This window comes from Aeromonas sp. R2-4, from assembly GCF_040908365.1.
Classification (GTDB): domain Bacteria; phylum Pseudomonadota; class Gammaproteobacteria; order Enterobacterales; family Aeromonadaceae; genus Aeromonas; species Aeromonas veronii.
The window spans coordinates 1-17,933 of the sequence record NZ_JBFODO010000042.1; the positions used below are offsets into that span (position 1 = coordinate 1).

16 protein-coding genes are annotated in these 17,933 nt (G+C 57.6%); 11 read left to right on the forward strand and 5 right to left on the reverse strand.

Annotation, left to right across the window (positions count from 1 at the left end; translation table 11 throughout):
* Window positions 1-112: PT domain-containing protein (locus tag AB5Z05_RS16165; RefSeq protein WP_368152224.1), on the reverse strand; the 112-nt coding region annotated here is incomplete at its 3' end.
* A gap of 92 nt (window positions 113-204) precedes the next feature.
* On the reverse strand, window positions 205-2,871 hold the full coding sequence (gene adhE / locus AB5Z05_RS16170) for a bifunctional acetaldehyde-CoA/alcohol dehydrogenase (protein WP_368152207.1): 2,667 nt from the start codon (window positions 2,869-2,871) through the stop codon (window positions 205-207).
* A gap of 840 nt (window positions 2,872-3,711) precedes the next feature.
* On the opposite strand from adhE, the gene AB5Z05_RS16175 reads away from it, so the two are divergent.
* From AB5Z05_RS16175 to AB5Z05_RS16205, 7 genes are all read left to right on the forward strand, one after another.
* A complete protein-coding gene (locus tag AB5Z05_RS16175) occupies window positions 3,712-4,347 on the forward strand; it encodes a YchE family NAAT transporter (protein ID WP_005337678.1) in 636 nt (211 codons plus the stop codon).
* A 279-nt stretch (window positions 4,348-4,626) separates the two neighbouring features.
* On the forward strand, window positions 4,627-6,246 hold the full coding sequence (locus AB5Z05_RS16180) for an ABC transporter substrate-binding protein (RefSeq protein ID WP_042083894.1): 1,620 nt from the start codon (window positions 4,627-4,629) through the stop codon (window positions 6,244-6,246).
* A gap of 98 nt (window positions 6,247-6,344) precedes the next feature.
* Window positions 6,345-7,265, forward strand: a complete 921-nt coding sequence (gene oppB, locus AB5Z05_RS16185; protein ID WP_005337672.1) for an oligopeptide ABC transporter permease OppB — start codon at window positions 6,345-6,347, stop codon at window positions 7,263-7,265.
* A gap of 14 nt (window positions 7,266-7,279) precedes the next feature.
* Entirely contained in the window at window positions 7,280-8,191 is a 912-nt protein-coding gene (oppC, locus tag AB5Z05_RS16190; protein WP_219264117.1) for an oligopeptide ABC transporter permease OppC, read from the forward strand.
* 54 nt (window positions 8,192-8,245) lie between these two features.
* Window positions 8,246-9,226: an ABC transporter ATP-binding protein gene (locus tag AB5Z05_RS16195; RefSeq protein ID WP_005337668.1), complete on the forward strand. Its 981-nt coding sequence runs from the start codon at window positions 8,246-8,248 to the stop codon at window positions 9,224-9,226.
* Window positions 9,227-10,222, forward strand: coding sequence for a murein tripeptide/oligopeptide ABC transporter ATP binding protein OppF (gene oppF / locus AB5Z05_RS16200; protein WP_005337666.1), 996 nt, complete (start codon window positions 9,227-9,229; stop codon window positions 10,220-10,222).
* Window positions 10,223-10,524: 302 nt separating this feature from the next.
* Complete coding sequence (locus AB5Z05_RS16205) at window positions 10,525-11,469, forward strand: TerC family protein (RefSeq protein WP_368152208.1); 945 nt, start codon at window positions 10,525-10,527, stop codon at window positions 11,467-11,469.
* 65 nt (window positions 11,470-11,534) lie between these two features.
* On the opposite strand, the gene alr is transcribed toward AB5Z05_RS16205, so the two are convergent.
* Window positions 11,535-12,761, reverse strand: a complete 1,227-nt coding sequence (gene alr / locus AB5Z05_RS16210; RefSeq protein WP_021230622.1) for an alanine racemase — start codon at window positions 12,759-12,761, stop codon at window positions 11,535-11,537.
* A 173-nt stretch (window positions 12,762-12,934) separates the two neighbouring features.
* On the opposite strand from alr, the gene AB5Z05_RS16215 reads away from it, so the two are divergent.
* Entirely contained in the window at window positions 12,935-13,384 is a 450-nt protein-coding gene (locus AB5Z05_RS16215) for an isoprenylcysteine carboxylmethyltransferase family protein (RefSeq protein ID WP_042056515.1), read from the forward strand.
* A gap of 94 nt (window positions 13,385-13,478) precedes the next feature.
* On the opposite strand, the gene tapW is transcribed toward AB5Z05_RS16215, so the two are convergent.
* Both tapW and AB5Z05_RS16225 read right to left on the reverse strand, forming a co-directional pair.
* Window positions 13,479-14,618 carry a type IVa pilus ATPase TapW gene (gene tapW, locus AB5Z05_RS16220; protein ID WP_368152210.1) on the reverse strand — a complete coding sequence of 380 codons (1,140 nt, stop codon included), beginning with the start codon at window positions 14,616-14,618 and terminating at the stop codon, window positions 13,479-13,481.
* Between the two features lie 58 nt (window positions 14,619-14,676).
* Complete coding sequence (locus AB5Z05_RS16225) at window positions 14,677-15,033, reverse strand: DMT family protein (protein ID WP_005337656.1); 357 nt, start codon at window positions 15,031-15,033, stop codon at window positions 14,677-14,679.
* 112 nt (window positions 15,034-15,145) lie between these two features.
* On the opposite strand from AB5Z05_RS16225, the gene AB5Z05_RS16230 reads away from it, so the two are divergent.
* The 3 genes from AB5Z05_RS16230 to AB5Z05_RS16240 all read left to right on the forward strand — a co-directional run bounded on the left by AB5Z05_RS16230 (window position 15,146) and on the right by AB5Z05_RS16240 (window position 17,845).
* The gene (locus AB5Z05_RS16230; RefSeq protein ID WP_043825634.1) at window positions 15,146-15,877 is read left to right on the forward strand and encodes an ABC transporter substrate-binding protein; all 732 of its coding nucleotides are present in this window, start codon (window positions 15,146-15,148) and stop codon (window positions 15,875-15,877) included.
* A 97-nt stretch (window positions 15,878-15,974) separates the two neighbouring features.
* A complete protein-coding gene (btuC, locus tag AB5Z05_RS16235) occupies window positions 15,975-16,982 on the forward strand; it encodes a vitamin B12 ABC transporter permease BtuC (protein ID WP_368152211.1) in 1,008 nt (335 codons plus the stop codon).
* Window positions 16,983-17,047: 65 nt separating this feature from the next.
* Complete coding sequence (locus AB5Z05_RS16240; RefSeq protein WP_368152225.1) at window positions 17,048-17,845, forward strand: ATP-binding cassette domain-containing protein; 798 nt, start codon at window positions 17,048-17,050, stop codon at window positions 17,843-17,845.
* The last annotated feature ends 88 nt before the right edge of the window (window positions 17,846-17,933 follow it).

Below are 17,933 nucleotides of genomic sequence, written 5' to 3' on the forward strand. Positions count from 1 at the left end.
TGGTTGGTTGGTTGGTTGGTTGGTTGGTTGGTTGGTTGGTTGGTTGGTTGGTTGGTTGGTTGGTTGGTTGGTTGGTTGGTTGGTTGGTTGGTTGGGAAGTTAGGCGCTGCACTACCGCAATCGGCTGGAGTGAGGAGCGCTGTGATAAGTGGCAGATAAAAAAAGCCCGCGCAGTGCGCGGGCTTGTTATCTCAGGACTGGTTATCAGGCCTTGGATTTCTTCTTGCCTTCAACCTTGGCTTCAAACGGGGCAGCAGTTACCGGAGCGGCTTCGGTGAACGGACGACCGTAGTAGGAGTCCAGCAGAACCTGCTTCAGCTCGCTGATCAGCGGGTAGCGCGGGTTGGCGCCGGTGCACTGGTCATCGAAGGCTTCGATAGCCAGCTGGTCAACCTTGGCCAGGAAGTCAGCTTCAGTCACGCCAGCTTCGCGGATAGAGGCCGGGATACCCAGGGTAGCCTTCAGCTCGTCCAGCCAGGTCAGCAGCTTCTCGATCTTGGCGGCGGTGCGGTCACCGGCAGCAGTCAGACCCAGGTGGTCAGCGACTTCGGCGTAACGACGACGAGCCTGCGGACGGTCGTACTGGGAGAACGCAGTCTGCTTGGTCGGGTTGTCGTTCGCGTTGTAGCGGATGACGTTGCTGATCAGCAGGGCGTTAGCCAGACCGTGCGGAATGTGGAACTCGGCACCCAGTTTGTGAGCCATGGAGTGGCACACACCCAGGAAGGCGTTGGCGAACGCGATACCGGCGATGGTGGCTGCATTGTGCACTTTCTCACGAGCGATCGGGTCGTTGGCACCGTTCTGGTAGCTGGACGGCAGGTACTCTTTCAGCATTTTCAGGGCTTGCAGCGCCTGGCCGTCGGAGTACTCGTTGGCCAGTACGGAAACATAGGCTTCCATGGCGTGAGTCACGGCATCGATACCGCCGAAGGCACACAGGGACTTCGGCATACCCATGACCAGGTTGGCATCAACGATGGCCATGTTCGGGGTCAGCTCGTAGTCAGCCAGCGGATACTTCTGACCAGACACTTCATCGGTTACTACTGCAAACGGAGTGACTTCAGAGCCGGTACCGGAAGTGGTGGTGATACAGACCAGTTCGGCCTTCACGCCCATTTTCGGGAACTTGTAGATACGCTTGCGGATGTCCATGAAGCGCATGGCCAGGTCTTCGAACGCAGTGTTCGGGTGCTCGTACATCACCCACATGATCTTGGCTGCATCCATCGGTGAACCACCGCCCAGTGCCAGGATAACGTCCGGTTTGAAGGAGTTGGCCATCTCGGCACCCTTGCGAACCACAGCCAGGGTCGGGTCAGCTTCTACTTCGTAGAACACTTCCACTTCCATATTCTGTGCTTTCAGCAGGCTGACCAGCTCATCGGCGTAGCCGTTGTTGAACAGGAAGCGGTCAGTTACGACCATGGCACGCTTTTTACCTTCCAGGTCGCTCAGAGCGATCGGCAGGGAACCACGACGGAAGTAGATGGATTTCGGAAGTTTGTGCCACAGCATGTTTTCTGCCCGTTTTGCGACTGTCTTCTTGTTGATCAGGTGCTTCGGACCCACGTTTTCGGAGATGGAGTTACCGCTCCAGGAGCCGCAACCCAGGGTCAGGGACGGTGCCATTGCGAAGTTGTACAGGTCACCGATACCGCCTTGGGTAGACGGAGTGTTGATCAGGATACGCGCGGTCTTCATCTTGTCGCCGAAGTACTTGATGCGGTCAGCGTTGCGGTCCTGGTCGGTGTACAGACCTGAGGTGTGGCCGATACCACCGATGTTGACCATGTCACAGGCCATATCAACGGCGTTTTCGAAGCTGCTTGCACGGAACATACCGAGCAGCGGGGACAATTTCTCGTGAGCAAACTCATCTTCTGCACACAGCTTGACGCCTTCACCGATCAGGATCTTGGTATCAGCCGGTACAGTCACGCCTGCCATCTCGGCAATCTTGGTGGCTGGCTGACCGACGATGTTGGCATTCAGGGCACCGTTGATCAGGATGACTTTACGTACCTTGTCAGCATCTTCTTTGGAGAGCACGTGGCCCTTGTGGGATGCAAAGCGCTCTTTAACCTGGTCGTAGATGGCATCAACAACGATGACTGCCTGCTCGGAAGCACAGACCACGCCGTTATCGAAAGTCTTGGACATCAGGATGGAGGCAACGGCACGCTTCACGTCGGCGGTTTCGTCGATAACGATAGGTACGTTACCGGCACCCACACCGATAGCAGGCTTACCGGAGGAGTAGGCTGCTTTCACCATGCCCGGGCCACCGGTGGCCAGGATCAGGTTGATGTCTTCGTGCTTCATCAGGGCGTTGGAGAGCTCAACAGACGGTTGGTCGATCCAGCCGATGATGTCTTTCGGTGCACCAGCGGCAACAGCGGCATCCAGTACCAGCTTGGCAGCGGTATTGGTGGAGTTCTTGGCACGGGGGTGCGGGGAGAAGATGATGGCGTTGCGGGTCTTGAGCGCGATCATGGATTTGAAGATCGCAGTAGAGGTCGGGTTGGTGGTCGGAACGATACCACAGATGATACCTACCGGCTCGGCGATGGTGATGGTACCCATCTGATCATCTTCGCTCAGAATGCCGCAGGTCTTCTCGTCTTTGTACTTGTTGTAGATGTATTCGGAGGCGAAGTGGTTCTTGATAACCTTGTCTTCGATGATACCCATACCGGATTCTTCCACGGCCATCTGGGCCAGGGGGATACGGGCGTTGTTGGCGGCCAGGGCGGCGGCACGGAAGATCTTGTCTACCTGCTCTTGAGAGAAGCTGGCGAATTCACGCTGGGCTTCCTTAACGCGGGCGACCAGTGCATCCAGTTCAGCCAAATTGGTTACTGCCATGTTTATCTCCTGATTATTTGAAAACTGTTTAGTAAGACGTTGGCAATGCCCGGCAATTATAGTCGCCCTGTCAAGACGGTATCGTTGCAACAGCTTTTTCACATGCCTTACTAAATCGCTTTCTGAGTCGATTATAGAGCGGGGCTGACTCAGAAAAACTTGATCTGGATCATGTGTAACAAAAGAACAAAAGAAATTTTATTTCACAATCCTTGTTTGACTGATGTTATCGGAATGTGCATCAAAGGGAAAGATGAGAGACTTGTTAATGCAGGGTAATAAACCACATTTATCAAGTGGTTAATTGCACGCAGCCATAGTATTACAGAGCTATTTTGGCGGTATAGGTTAGCGAATATGAGTGAATTGGTTTCAAAATCACCGACAAACGCACTTTATTCCAGCGTTTGTTGCAAAAATGATTGTTGTTTTAATCCATGACTAATCCGCTTTATTCCCCAAGGGGGCCATTTCTGCCCCCTTTCCCGGTTTTTGCATTGTGGCTATCTTGCCGAGTCAATGAAGTGATGTCTGGCCTGAAATAGTAGGAAGGCAAAGCTTGGATTCTCTCGAGTCGCTTGGTCATTCGGTCAGTCATCGTCGGACTCTCTGGTCATGATTAAGCAGGCTTGCGCTCACTTTTCTGGCGCGTGTCGGGCGGTAGAAAGGGCTTTTGGCATCGGTTTATGCCAGTTAGCGCGGATGCATTAGATGAACTAACTAAAAAACCCTCAAAATGGTGAGATTATTTGATTGGTACCCACTCTGGCTATGATGTAAATTTACGCACGAAATTAATGGACTGGCCCGCTGGGCCCGAAACTCTATTGGAAGGCGCCTATGGCAGCAATTGACGTCTCGTTGTATCTGAAGTTTTTTGTCGGTTTGTTCGCAATTATCAACCCGCTTGGTTTGTTGCCGGTGTTTGTCAGCCTGACCAGCCACCATACCCAGGCCGAGCGGATGAAAACCAATACCACCGCCAATATCGCGGTGATGGTGATCCTGCTGGTCTCCATGTATATGGGGCAACTGATCCTCGATGGGTTTGGCATCTCGCTGGCATCGTTCCGGATCGCCGGTGGGTCGCTGATTACCCTGATTGCCTGGTCGATGCTGCAGGGCAAGCTGGGCGAGGTAAAGCACAACAAACAGGAAAAGGGCGAACTGGCGGTGCGCGAGTCTATCGCCGTGGTACCGCTGGCGCTGCCGCTGATGGCGGGCCCCGGTGCCATCTCCTCGGTGATTGTCTATGCCAGCCAGAGCCACTGGCAGCAGCTGCTCGGCATGTCAGTTGTTGTCGTGGTCTTCTCCTTCTGCTCCTGGCTCATCTTTCGCGCCGCGCCGCTGCTGTTCAAGATCATGGGCAACACAGGCATCAACGTGGTGACCCGTATCATGGGTCTTATCATGATGTCGCTGGGTATCGAGATCATGGTGGCCGGCATCAAGGGGGTTTTCCCCAGCCTGATGTGAGCCAGCTCCGCTTTATGAAAGCCGGTCCTCGTGACCGGCTTTTTATTGGTTGCTTTTTGCCCGGTCTTTTCTAGAATCGGTCGTTTGTGTGAAAAACGAGCGCTTTGCCGGTGTTTTAATACTGAAAAAGCGCACGTCAGCTGATTTTTTGACCAGAAAATGACGATTACCCTGACAATATCTGTTGCATTATCGGAATTGGCAGGGAATTATGCTGGGAGCGGGTTTTAACCCCGTCACTTTAAAAAATGCATGGAATGTTCTTGTTGGAGTAGGGAAATGACTCATAAAAAAACAATGATTAACACATTGCTGGTGGCTGCACTGTTTGGTGGCGTCAATGTGGCTCAGGCTGCCGATGTCCCGGCGGGAACCAAGCTGGCTGAAGTCCAGCAACTGGTAAAAGGCAACGGCTCCGAGCCTGCGACCCTTGACCCGCACAAGACCGAAGGAACGGTCGAATCCAATATCCTGCGCGACCTGTTCGAAGGTCTCGTTGCATCCGGCCCGAAAGGGGAAATTCTCCCAGCGGTGGCTGAATCCTGGGAAACCAAGGATAACAAGCACTACGTCTTCCACCTGCGCAAAGATGCCAAGTGGTCCAACGGTGACCCAGTCACTGCCCACGATTTCGTTTTTGCTTTCCAGCGTGCCGTTGATCCGAAAACCGCCTCTCCTTACTCCTGGTATCTGGAGATCCCGACCATTGCCAATGCCTCCGAGATCATCGCAGGTAAAAAGCCGGCTGATACGCTGGGCGTGAAGGCGACCGACGACTACACCTTCGAAGTGCAGCTCGAGAAAGCGATCCCTTACTTCGTCAGCATGCTCTCCCACACCACCACCTATCCGGTACCGAAGAAGGTGATCGAGAAGTTCGGTGACAAGTGGACCCAGCCGGAAAATATGGTATCCAACGGTGCCTATACCCTGAAGAACTGGGTGGTGAACGAGCGCGTCGAAGTGGAGCGCAATAAGCACTACTGGAACGATGGCAAGACCGTTATCAACAAGGTGGTCTATCTGCCCATCCAGTCTACCAACGCCGACCTGAGCCGCTATCTGGCGGGCGAAGTGGACATCACCTATCAGATGCCCATCGAGCGCTTCAAGCAGATGAAGAAAGAGAAGCCGGACGAGCTGAAAGTGACCGGTTATGTTGGTACTTACTACTACCAGTACAACGTCAAGAAGAAGCCGTTTGACGATGTGCGCGTCCGTACTGCGCTCTCCTATGCCATCGATCGCAACGTGATCGCCGACAAGGTGATGGGTCAGGGTCAGACGCCGGGTTACACCCTGGTGCCGGACTTCGTCGATGGCTTCAAGCCGGTAGCGCCCGAGTGGTCGAAGATGACCCAGGCCGAGCGTGATGCCAAGGCCAAGGCGCTGCTGCAAGAGGCCGGTTTCGATGCCAGCAAGCCGCTGAAGTTCGAGCTGCTCTACAACACCGACGACAACCACAAGAAAGTGGCTGTGGCCGTGGCCTCCATGTGGAAGAAGCTGGGCGTGCAGGTGAGCCTGGTCAACCAGGAGTGGAAAACTTACCTGGAAACCAAGAAACAGGGTCAGTTTGACGTAGGTCGTGCCGGCTGGATCGCCGACTACAACGAAGCCTCCTCCATGCTGGATCTGATGCAGACCACCCACGGTAACAACGACGGCAAGTACTCCAATCCGGAGTTCGACAAGCTGATGGATTCATCCCGTGATCAGGTCGATGTGGCGGCCCGTAACAAGCTCTACGTCCAGGCTGAAGAGATCCTGGCCAAAGACATGCCGATCGCCCCCATCTACCAGTACGTGACTGCCCGTATGGTCAAACCCTATGTAGGCGGCTACCCGGCCAACCCGCTGGATAACCTCTACAGCAAAGATATGTACATCATTGCTCACTGATTTAAAGCAACAAGTCGCATAACAAGCAGGGCCCGCCGGACGGCGGGCCTTTATTACAACCGCGACCATTTGGAAGCAGTACAGGACAGGAAATGTCTATGTTGAAATTCATTTTTAAACGGCTATTGGAAGCGATCCCGACTCTGCTGGTCTTGATCACCGTCTCTTTCTTCATGATGCGTTTCGCCCCGGGTAACCCCTTTACCAGCGAGCGTTCACTGCCCCCCGAAGTCATCGCCAATATCGAGGCCAAATACGGGCTCGACAAACCCATTGGCATGCAATATCTCACCTACCTGGGCAACCTGGTGCAGGGTGATTTGGGCCCCTCTTTCAAATACAAGGATTTCACCGTCAATGATCTGGTGAGTCAGGCGCTGCCTGTTTCCGCCAAGATCGGGACCACGGCCTTCTTCTTCGCCGTGCTGCTGGGGGTCACCTTCGGCACCATAGCGGCACTGAAACAGAACACCATCATCGACTATCTGCTGATGTCGTCGGCCATGGCCGGGGTGGTGATCCCGGGCTTTGTGCTGGCGCCCTTGCTGGTGCTGTTTTTCAGTATTCATCTGGGTTGGTTCCCTGCTGGTGGCTGGCAGGGCGGTGGCATCCAGTTTATGGTGCTGCCGGTGTTCGGCATGATGATGTACTACATCTCTGCCATCTCGCGGATCATGCGGGGCAGCATGATCGAGACCATGAACTCCAACTTCATCCGTACCGCCCGTGCCAAGGGCTTGCCGCTGCGCCACATCATCCTGAAACACGCGCTGCGTCCGGCTATGCTGCCAGTGGTCTCCTATCTGGGCCCGGCCTTTGTCGGCATCATCACAGGTTCCGTGGTGATCGAGACCATCTTCGGCCTGCCGGGGATCGGTCAGCTGTTCGTCAACGGTGCCCTTAACCGTGATTACTCCATGGTGCTCGGTCTGACCATTCTGGTCGGCGCCCTCACCATCACCTTTAACGCTGTGGTCGATATTCTCTACGCCTTTATCGATCCCAAGATCCGTTACTAATTCGGGAGTTCATCATGGTTGTTTCAACTGAAAAACGCGATGCCATCGAGGCGTTCGCGCAAAAAGTGGAAGTGGTGGAGGGACGCTCCCTGTGGAAGGATGCCCGTCGCCGTTTCCTGCGCAACAAGGCGGCACTGACCAGCCTGATCATTCTGACCATCATCGGTCTGGCGGTCATCTTTGGCCCCCATTTGTCCCAATACACCTTTGACGATCCGGACTGGGGCGCCATGCAGTCGCCGCCCGATATGGAAGCGGGTCACTACTTCGGTACCGACAGCCTGGGGCGCGATCTGTTCGTGCGCACCCTGCTGGGCGGTCGCATCTCCCTGATGGTCGGCATCATGGGCGCCATGGTGGCGGTCATCATCGGTACTTTGTATGGCGCTGCCTCCGGTTTTATCGGCGGGCGGGTCGACAGCCTGATGATGCGGGTACTGGAGATCCTCAACGCTTTCCCCTTCATGTTCTTTGTCATCATGCTGGTCACCTTCTTTGGCCGCAATCTGGCACTCATCTTTATCGCCATCGGGGCGGTGAGCTGGCTCGACATGGCGCGGATCGTGCGCGGCCAGACTCTCAGCCTCAAGAGCAAGGAGTTTATCGAGGCGGCCCACGTCTGTGGCGTCTCCAAGTGGAAGATCATCACCCGTCACATCGTACCGAACGTACTCGGTATCGTGGCCGTCTACGCCACCTTGCTGGTGCCGGGGATGATCATGTTTGAATCCTTCCTGAGTTTCCTGGGCCTTGGGGTTCAGGAACCGATGACCAGCTGGGGTGCCCTGCTGGATGAAGGCTCCAAGTCGATGGAAGTGGCCATCTGGCAACTGCTGTTCCCCGCCAGCTTTATGGTGGTGACCCTGTTTTGCTTCAACTTCCTCGGGGATGGTCTGCGTGACGCCCTCGATCCGAAAGATCGTTAATCGAGCATCGGGTCGACAGGAAAGCATCACGAAAGATCGATAAGGAGTTTTTATATGAAGTTACTGGATGTGAAAGATCTGCGGGTCGAGTTCAAGACCCCGGACGGCAATGTGGTGGCGGTCAACGACCTCAACTTTTCTCTCTCTGCGGGTGAAACTCTGGGGATCGTCGGCGAGTCCGGCTCCGGCAAATCCCAGACGGCCTTTGCCATCATGGGGCTGTTGGCCAAAAACGGCATTATTACCGGTTCCGCCAAGTTTCAGGGTGAGGAGATCCTCAACCTGCCGGAGTCCAAGCTCAACAAGATCCGCTCCGAGAAGATCGCCATGATCTTCCAGGACCCCATGACCTCGCTCAACCCCTACATGAAGGTGCAGGATCAGCTGATGGAAGTGCTGATGTTGCATAAGGGCGTCAGCAAGGCGGAAGCGTTCGAAGAGTCGGTACGGATGCTTGATGCGGTGAAGATCCCCGAAGCACGCAAGCGGATGGGCATGTATCCCCACGAGTTTTCCGGCGGCATGCGCCAGCGGGTGATGATCGCCATGGCGCTGCTCTGCCGGCCGCAACTGCTGATCGCTGACGAACCGACTACCGCACTCGACGTGACCGTACAGGCCCAGATCATGACCCTGATGAACGAGCTCAAGCGCGAGTTCAACACCGCCATCATCATGATCACCCATGACCTTGGCGTGGTCGCCGGTATCTGCAACAAGGTGCTGGTGATGTATGCCGGTCGTACCATGGAGTACGGCAAGGTAGACGATATCTTCTATCGCCCGAGCCACCCCTACACCGAAGGCCTGCTGCGCGCCATTCCTCGTCTCGATACCGAAGGGGAAGTGCTGCCCACCATCCCGGGCAATCCGCCCAACCTGCTGCGTCTGCCGACCGGCTGCCCCTTCCAGGAGCGTTGCCACCGGGTCAGCGAGATTTGCGGCCAGCAGTCACCGATCCTGACTCCGTTCAACGACGGTCGGGAGCGTGCTTGTCACTGGGTTTCGGATGCCATGAACAAGGGGGCCAACTAAATGGGTGCCGACAAAAAATTGCTGTTGGAAGTGTCTGACCTCAAGGTCCACTTCAGTATCAAGAGTGGCAAGGCGTGGCCTTGGGCCAAGCCATCCGATTTGAAGGCGGTCGATGGCGTTACCCTGCGCCTCTACGAAGGGGAAACCCTCGGCGTGGTGGGTGAATCCGGCTGCGGCAAATCGACCTTTGCCCGCGCCATCATCGGTCTGGTACCGGCCACCGATGGCAAGGTGGTGTGGCTGGGTGACGATCTCACCAAGCTCGACCAGAATGCCCTGCGCGAGAAGCGCAAAGAGATCCAGATGATCTTCCAGGACCCGCTGGCTTCTCTGAACCCGCGCATGACCATTGGCGACATCATCGCCGAGCCGCTCATCACCTTCTACCCCAACCTGCCGCGGGAAGAGGTGAAGGAGAAGGTGCGCGCCATGATGAGCAAGGTGGGGTTGTTGCCCAACCTGGTCAACCGCTATCCGCACGAGTTCTCCGGTGGCCAGTGCCAGCGGATCGGGATTGCCCGGGCGCTGATCCTCGAGCCCAAGATGATCATCTGCGACGAGCCGGTGTCGGCGCTCGACGTCTCTATCCAGGCGCAGGTGGTCAACCTGCTCAAATCCCTGCAAAAGGAGATGGGGCTGTCGCTCATCTTCATCGCCCACGACCTGTCGGTGGTCAAGCATATCTCCGATCGGGTGCTGGTGATGTATCTGGGCAACGCCGTTGAGCTGGGGACCCGCAAGGAGATCTTTGCCAACCCGTTGCATCCCTACACCAAGGCGCTGATGTCAGCGGTGCCAATCCCGGACCCTGAGCTGGAGCGCAACAAGGTGATCCAGATCCTGGAGGGGGACTTGCCATCGCCGATGAATCCACCGTCAGGCTGCGTGTTCCGCACCCGCTGCCCGGTGGCTGGCCCCGAGTGTGCCAAGACCCGCCCAGTGCTGGAGGGGAACTTCGATCACGCCGTCTCCTGCCTCAAGGTCGACCCGCTCTGATGGGGATGTGTTGAACCTGCTTGCGGGGCTCCTTGATGGGGCCCCGATTTATTTTTGACGGCAGTGAAGATGCCTCTTGGCGTTATCATTTACCGCTGCTACTATCCGCGCAACAAGGGGAGTAACTTCTCGCCGGTTTGTCGTCATTACGGTGCACCCATATCCTGCAGTGCACCCGGCAGCCGGGCAGTCGATGCAAATCAGCTGTAAGTGAGACCTTGCCGAGAGGCAAGGTGTATCTGCTCCAAACGCAAACCCACGCCTCTCGGTCGTGGGTTTTGTCGTTTTTGGGAGAAGTGAACATGGGTGAATGGTGGATGTGGGCCGGTTTCTTCAGCATAGTGCTGGTCCTGTTATGGATAGACATACGCTTTGTCGGTGGCGGCAAGTCACACAAGGTGTCCCTCAAAGAGGCGGGCGTCTGGTCCCTCATCTGGGTCAGCGTGGCGCTGCTCTTCAACCTGGCTATCTGGCTCTGGCTGGATCACAGCGCGGGCCGTGAAATCGCCAATCAGAAGGGGCTGGAGTTCCTTACCGGCTACCTCATCGAGAAAGCGCTGGCAGTGGACAACGTCTTCGTCTGGCTGATGCTGTTCGGCTACTTTGCCATTCCAGCCGAGCTGCAGCGCCGGGTGCTGCTGTACGGGGTACTGGGTGCCATCGTGATGCGTGCCGGTATGGTGTTCGCGGGCAGCTGGCTCATCGAGCAGTTCCACTGGATCCTCTATCTGTTTGGCGCTTTCCTGCTGCTGACCGGTGCCAAGATGCTGTGGGCGGCCGACAAGGAGCCTGATCTCGCCAACAACCCGCTGCTGGGCTGGATGCGCCGTCGCTTCAAGGTGACCGAGACCCTGGAAGGGGAGAAGTTCTTCGTCTTGCGTGACGGTGTGCGCTATGCCACCCCGCTGCTGTTGATCCTGGTGCTGGTGGAGGTGAGCGATCTTATCTTTGCGGTGGACAGTATCCCGGCCATCTTCGCGGTGACCACGGATCCCTTCATCGTGCTGACCTCCAACATCTTCGCCATCATGGGCCTGCGTGCCATGTACTTCCTGCTGGCGGGTGTGGCTGATCGCTTCGCCCTGCTCAAATACGGTCTGGCGCTGATCCTGATGTTTATCGGGGTCAAGATGCTGCTGCTGGATATCTTCAAGATCCCGACCGGCATAGCACTGGGCGTAGTCGCGTTGATCCTGCTGGCATCCATGGGGTTGAGTCTGTTTGTGACCCGTAAAAAGGCCGCTTGAGCGCGGCAGACAATTAAGCAATAACAACAAGGGCTCCCGCGGGAGCCCTTTATCATATCGCGTGATCAGCGTTTGATCTTCTTGGGGTTGGTGTAGCCCCAGATGGTGTACATGTCCGCCAGCAGGGCGCCGTTGTACTCCTCCAGATCCGCCTGTTTCACTTCGGCTTCACCCTGACGGCCAAACAGCACCACCTCGTCGCCGGGTTTCACCCCTTTCAGATCAGTCACATCCACCATGATGGTGTTCATGGAAGTCTTGCCGACCACCGGCACCTTCTGACCCTGGATCAGCACATAGGCCTTGTTGCTCAGGGAGCGGCGATAACCATCGGAGTAGCCCAGCGGCAGGTTGGCGAGCCAGGAGTCACGCTTGAGAGTAAAGGTGCGGTCATAACCGACGGTGTTACCCGCTGCATAGTGGTTGACCGAGGCGACCTGGGTCTTGAATGCCATCACCCGCTTGTATTCGGTGTGGGAGGGGATGGAGTCACCGTAGAGCAGGCCGCCCGGGCGCACCATGTCGAAGTAGGCGTCCGGCACGGCCAGAGTGGCGAAGGAGTTGGCGGCGTGGATGGTGATCTTGCTGCGATCCAGCTTGCCCGCTTCCAGCAGCCACTGGGAGTCCAGTTTGAACTGGGCCAGCCCCATCTTGACGTCCTCTTTCTCCTCAACCGGGAAGTGGGTCATGATGCCGACCGGGGTGATCCCCTTTAGCTTGAGCATGGCCAGCGCATCCTGCTTGGCATCGGCCAGACGCAGATCGATGCCGTTGCGGCTCATGCCGGCGGAGTTGAGTGCAATATGCACCGGAATGGTGGTGTGGTGGCGCTGGGCGATATCGGCGATACCCTGGGCACTCACCAGACTGCCGATCAGCTCCTCCATCTTGTAGGGCAGGGCCTGCTCAACTTCATCCGGGGTGGCAGCACGCACCCGCATCAGACGGCCGGTAAAGCCCTTCTCGCGGGCGACGCGCGCCTCTTCGTTGCTGGCGATGCCGATGCAGGGGATATTGGCCTTGACCACGGAGGGAACCAGCAGGTCGATGCCATGACCATAAGCGTCGGCCTTCATGATGGCGCAGATCTGCGGGCCTTTGTCGCCGAGGCGATCCTTGAGGGTCTGGATATTGTGTTCAAAGGCGCCCAGATCCACTTCCAACCAGGCGTTGCTGGCGGTTTGCTCCTGGCCGTTGCGATGATCCGTCGCAAGGGGCAGATAGGGAGCCGCAACGGCTTGGCCCGCGAGCAGGCCGAAGATCAGGGTAGCCAGCAGAGTTTTCTTGTGCATGGTGATTCCTTTTTGTTGTTCGCGTTGGATAGTTTGGACGGGGTCGGCCACATTGGTGGTGGTTTAACCACAACTTGTTGTTATTATTATGATCTTTGTCACTCTCAACAGGCGCTGACTGGTTGGGAGTCTACCGCAACACGGGTTCGGCCGACACTCGTCAGGGGAAGAAAATGGTCAATCTTGAGTTACGTTTGCCACCACCGCTGATCTTCCTGCTCTGTGCCGGGGCCATGTGGTGGCTAAGAGGGGAGAGTCAGCCCGGCATCTGGGCAATGGCGCTGATGGCTGTGCTGGTCGTGGCGGGGGCCATCATGGGATTTGGTGCCCTGCAACGGTTTCGTCACCACCAGACCACGGTCAGCCCCACCAAACCTCAGCACACCAGTCGTCTGGTAACCTGCGGCGTTTATCGTGTCAGTCGCAATCCCATGTATCTGGGACTGCTCTGCTGGCTGGTCGCCTGGGGCTGTTATCTCGGTGGAAGTTGGGTCTGGGTTGGGCCAATCGTGCTGGTGGCCTGGCTGACCCGCTTTCAGATCATGCCGGAGGAGCGGTTGCTGCGCGCCCGTTTCGGCGACGAGTATGTGGCGTATTGCCAGCGCGTGCGCCGTTGGTGCTGACTGGCAGTGACCTGCGTGGGCTGAGCGGATAATTCGGGTCAGCCGTGCTGGATAAAGAGAACCCCGGGCGGGCCCGGGGTTCTCGAGGGACAGGTTAGAAAAAATCGCCCTTCTCGTCCTTGGTGGGTTCGAGGCTCCAGCCGGTGGCATCGCTGCTGCTGGCAATCTGTCCCTTCTCCTTCCACAGCTTGATCTTGAGGCGCAGGTTGTTGGCCGAGTCGGCGTTCTTTACCGCCTCTTCTTCCTCAATTACCCCTTCCACCACCAGATCAAACAGGGCACTGTCGAAGGTGATCATGCCGAGGGCCTTGGATTTCTCCATCACCTCCTTGAGGCCGCCAAATTCGCCGCGCTTGATCATGTCGCGGATGGTGTGGGTGCCGAGCATGATCTCCACTGCGGCCCGGCGGCCGCCATCGGTGGTTTTCACCAGCCGCTGGGAGACAAAAGCCTTGAGGTTGTTGCCCAGATCGTTGAGCAGCTGGGGGCGGCGCTCCTCGGGGAAGAAGTTGATAATGCGATCCAGCGCCTGGTTGGCGTTGTTGGCGTGCAGGGTCGAAATGGCAAGGTGGCCGGTTTCGGAGAAGGCCAGCGCATGCTCCATGGTCTCGCGATCGCGGATCTCGCCGATAAGAATGACGTCCGGCGCCTGACGCAGGGTGTTTTTCAGGGCGGCGTGGAAGCTGCGGGTATCCACGCCAACCTCCCGCTGGTTGATGATGCTCTTGCGGTGACGATGAACGAACTCTACCGGATCCTCGATGGTGATGATGTGGCCACCGCTGTTGCGGTTGCGATGGTCGATAAGCGCCGCCAGCGAAGTGGATTTACCCGAGCCGGTACCGCCGACAAACAGTACCAGACCGCGTTTCTCCATGATGGTGTCGAGCAACACCGGCGGGAGTTTGAGATCTTCAAAGCGGGGGATGTCGGTCTTGATGTTGCGGGCCACCAGAGAGACTTCGTTGCGCTGCTTGAAGATGTTGACCCGAAAGCGGCCGATCTGGGGCAGGGAGATGGCGAGGTTCATCTCCAGCTCCTTCTCGAACTGCTGCTTCTGCTCGCCATCCATGATCTCGGCGGCGATCCGCGCCACTTCACCCGGCTCCAGCGGCGTTTCGTTGAGGGGGCGCAGGCCGCCGTTAAACTTGGCGCAGGGGGGCGCGCCGGTCGACAGATAGAGGTCTGAGCCATCCTGCTTGGCCAGGATCTGTAACATGTCTCGCAATTCCATTTTTTTGCCTCGTCGATCAATGAGATGCCATGAGCGGGATGATATTGAGTGTACAGCCTCAGGCGCCGGTCAGTTTCTCGCGAAAGACAAAAAAGACCGCACCGAGAATGCAGAGCCCTGCCCAGAGATAGTCCCATTTCAGATCTTCCTTGAGATAGAAGATAGAGAAGGGGACGAATACGGTGAGTGTGATCACTTCTTGCAGGATTTTAAGTTGGCCCACGCTCATCACCGTATGGCCGATGCGGTTGGCGGGCACTTGCAGCAGGTATTCGAACAGGGCGATACCCCAGCTCACCAGGGCGGCAATGATCCAGGGTTTATGGTTCATGCTCTTGAGGTGAGCGTACCAGGCGAAGGTCATAAAGACGTTGCTGCAGAGCAGCAGACCGATACTGGTGAAAATCGGGTTCATAGGGTTCTCCTTGAAAATCCGGCGCATTTTATCCCTGAACCACGGGTTTTCATACGTGGTGCGGGAGGGTATTTTTAACCAACAGGATAAGCCGTGCGAGGTATGCGACGGGATGGGCAAGTTATGCGGGATTGTGTTGTTACTGTTATTTGCCATGCCGGTGCGAGCGACCCCGACGCTGACGGTGGCCACCGATCTGTGGCCGCCATTTCGCATCCTGCAAGCGGATGGCCGGTTGCAGGGGCTCGACATGGACATCCTGCGCCGTTTGCAACAGGCGAGCGGCATTGAGTTGCAGGTACGGCGGATGCCGTGGGGCAGGGCGCTCAAGCAGATGCAGACCGGTCAGGTCGATCTGATGATTGGCCTCGCCTATACCGCCGAGCGGGCGCAGTTCATCGACTATCTGCAGCCTGCCTACTATCAGTGTTGGCCCGCGTTTTATGGTCAGCCGGTCAATGTGGCCCGGATCCACCAATACCGCGATCTGCAGGGGGTGAAGGTGGGCTATGTGCTCAACTCCGCCTACTTTGAGCCCTTCAACAGTGACAGCCGCCTCGACAAGCACGGAGTACCCACCGAAGATCAACTGCTGCGCATGGTGCAGCGCGGTCACCTGCCGCTGATGATTGGCACCGACTGTCAGGTGGATTACGCCCTGAGTCAGGGAAATGCCAGCCGGATAGGCAAGGCGGACTACCGCCCCGCCACGCCGGTGACCCTCTATCTGGGGATGAGCAAGCACTCACCTCACCAGTCGCTGCGCCAGCCCTTGCTGGTGGCGCTGCAAAATCTGGTGGCCAGCGGCGAGATAAGGGTGATGGCAAAGCGTTACCAGCCTTGACCTTGGGTGGCAAGCCACTGTTATCATGCCCTTTTCCTGCTTCTCCCCGGCGCTGCGACAGGGCCGGGGATGAAGCCTTGTTATTCGGGGATCATCCTTGTACCTCTCCCTTATCGCCCGCCAGCAGCGCTGGCAGCGGCGCTGGCTCTGTGGCCTGACGCTGCTGACCCTGCTGCTGTTTCTCTTCTCCCTCGTCTGGGGCGAGTTTGTGCTGCTGCCCTGGCATCCCCTTGGCGATCTCGAACTGCGCATCCTGCTGGAGCTGCGTCTGCCGCGTGCCTTGCTGGCCCTCTTGGCTGGCGCAGCCCTTGCCTGTGGCGGCGCCGTGTTGCAGGTGATGCTGCACAACCCGGTGGCCGAACCCGGGCTGCTTGGTGTCTCGAGCGGGGCAGGCTTTGCCGCCATGGTGGCGATGGCGCTGGCCAAATCCCTCGGCCTCTATCTGCCCGGCTGGGGGCTGTCGCTGGCGGCCTTTGGTGGCGCCTTGCTGGTAACCATGCTGCTCATTCGGCTGGCTCGCCGGGCGCGTCTCGGTCATGCTCGCTTGCTGTTGTTTGGCGTCGCCATCGGTATTCTTACCAATGCGGCCATGACCTGGTTGATGTACTTTGCCGACGACGGCTCCTTGCGTGAATTCATGTTCTGGATGATGGGCAGCCTCTCTTACGGTAGCCAGCAGTTTGCCTGGTGGTGGCTGGTGCTGCCGCTCACCCTGGGCTGGCTCTGCTGGCAGGGCAAGGCGCTGCAACAGTTGTTGTTGGGGGAGACCCAGGCCCGCCTGATGGGGATGGATGTCGACAAGATGCGGGTGCGGCTGGTGCTGGCGGTCTGTCTGCTGACCGGTGTGGCGGTGTCGCTGTGCGGCGTGATCGGTTTTGTCGGGTTGGTGGTGCCCCATCTGCTGCGGCTCTGCGGAGGTAGTGATCAGCGCTTTCTGCTGCCTGCCTCGGGGCTTGGCGGCGGGGCCCTGCTGCTGGCGGCCGATCTGGTTGCTCGATCCACCCTGAGCGCAGGGGAGTTGCCTATCGGCGTCATCACCGCCTCGGTGGGGGCGCCGCTCTTTATCTACCTGCTATTGAGGCAAACTGCCGATGGTGCTGCATGAATATCTGCATGATTTGGTCGGGGCGTGCAGTCTCCTTATTTACCCTTTGTTGAGGCAAGATGCCGATGTCACCCGCTGATCCCATGCCGGTTTCTTCTCGTGCTGCTGCGCCGCTGCTGGAGGCGCGCGCACTCGCCATTGCTGGACGGCTCTCTCCCCTGGATATCCGCTGGCATGGCGGCCAGCTGGTGGCGCTGCTTGGCCCCAATGGCAGTGGCAAGTCGACCCTGCTCGGGGCGTTGGCGGGGATTTTACCCGCCGATGGCACAGTGCTGCTGGGGGGGGGAGTGCTTACTGACATGAGTTGGCCCGAGCTTGCCAAACGGCGCGCCATGCTGCCCCAGCGTCAGCCCCAGCTGTTTCATATTCCGGTGTTTCAGGTGTTGAGCCTGGGGCTCGATGAGATGGTTGCACCTGCCAGACAGAACGAGGCGATAAATGCATTGTGCGAGGCACTGGAACTGGAAGCCTTGTTGGCTCGTGATTTCAGCCGCTTGTCGGGCGGTGAACAGCAGCGAGTGCTGATTGCCCGCACCCTGCTGCAGGTGTGGCCGAGCCTCAATCCGACCGGCAAGGTGCTGCTGCTGGACGAGCCGCTGGCGGGGCTCGACCTGCATCACCAGCTGGCGCTATTGCGGTTGCTGAAAACCCTGGCCGGGCAGGGGTTGCTGGTGGTGATCGCCATCCACGATATCAATCTGGCCATCGACTGGGCCGACCGCATTCTCTGCCTGCAACAGGGCGCGGTGGTGCGCGAAGGGGGTGTCGAGCTGGTGGATGAGGCGCTGTTGGCACAGGTATTCCAGATCCGCACCGATCGCATCGAAGCGGCAGGGCGCGTGTGGTTTATGCCCAGTTTATAAGTAGGGTGTACAGGAAAGAGGGCGCATGTAGGGCCGATTAGCGAAGCGTAATCGGCTGACAGCAAGAAGAAGGGGCCGGTATCAAAAA

Coding starts and splice junctions, on each gene's coding strand:
- adhE (WP_368152207.1), bottom strand. CDS start 2,871: ATGGCAGTAACCAATTTGGCTGAACTGGATGCACTGGTCGCCCGCGTT.
- AB5Z05_RS16175 (WP_005337678.1), top strand. CDS start 3,712: ATGGCAGCAATTGACGTCTCGTTGTATCTGAAGTTTTTTGTCGGTTTG.
- AB5Z05_RS16180 (WP_042083894.1), top strand. CDS start 4,627: ATGACTCATAAAAAAACAATGATTAACACATTGCTGGTGGCTGCACTG.
- oppB (WP_005337672.1), top strand. CDS start 6,345: ATGTTGAAATTCATTTTTAAACGGCTATTGGAAGCGATCCCGACTCTG.
- oppC (WP_219264117.1), top strand. CDS start 7,280: ATGGTTGTTTCAACTGAAAAACGCGATGCCATCGAGGCGTTCGCGCAA.
- AB5Z05_RS16195 (WP_005337668.1), top strand. CDS start 8,246: ATGAAGTTACTGGATGTGAAAGATCTGCGGGTCGAGTTCAAGACCCCG.
- oppF (WP_005337666.1), top strand. CDS start 9,227: ATGGGTGCCGACAAAAAATTGCTGTTGGAAGTGTCTGACCTCAAGGTC.
- AB5Z05_RS16205 (WP_368152208.1), top strand. CDS start 10,525: ATGGGTGAATGGTGGATGTGGGCCGGTTTCTTCAGCATAGTGCTGGTC.
- alr (WP_021230622.1), bottom strand. CDS start 12,761: ATGCACAAGAAAACTCTGCTGGCTACCCTGATCTTCGGCCTGCTCGCG.
- AB5Z05_RS16215 (WP_042056515.1), top strand. CDS start 12,935: ATGGTCAATCTTGAGTTACGTTTGCCACCACCGCTGATCTTCCTGCTC.
- tapW (WP_368152210.1), bottom strand. CDS start 14,618: ATGGAATTGCGAGACATGTTACAGATCCTGGCCAAGCAGGATGGCTCA.
- AB5Z05_RS16225 (WP_005337656.1), bottom strand. CDS start 15,033: ATGAACCCGATTTTCACCAGTATCGGTCTGCTGCTCTGCAGCAACGTC.
- AB5Z05_RS16230 (WP_043825634.1), top strand. CDS start 15,146: ATGGGCAAGTTATGCGGGATTGTGTTGTTACTGTTATTTGCCATGCCG.
- AB5Z05_RS16240 (WP_368152225.1), top strand. CDS start 17,048: ATGTCACCCGCTGATCCCATGCCGGTTTCTTCTCGTGCTGCTGCGCCG.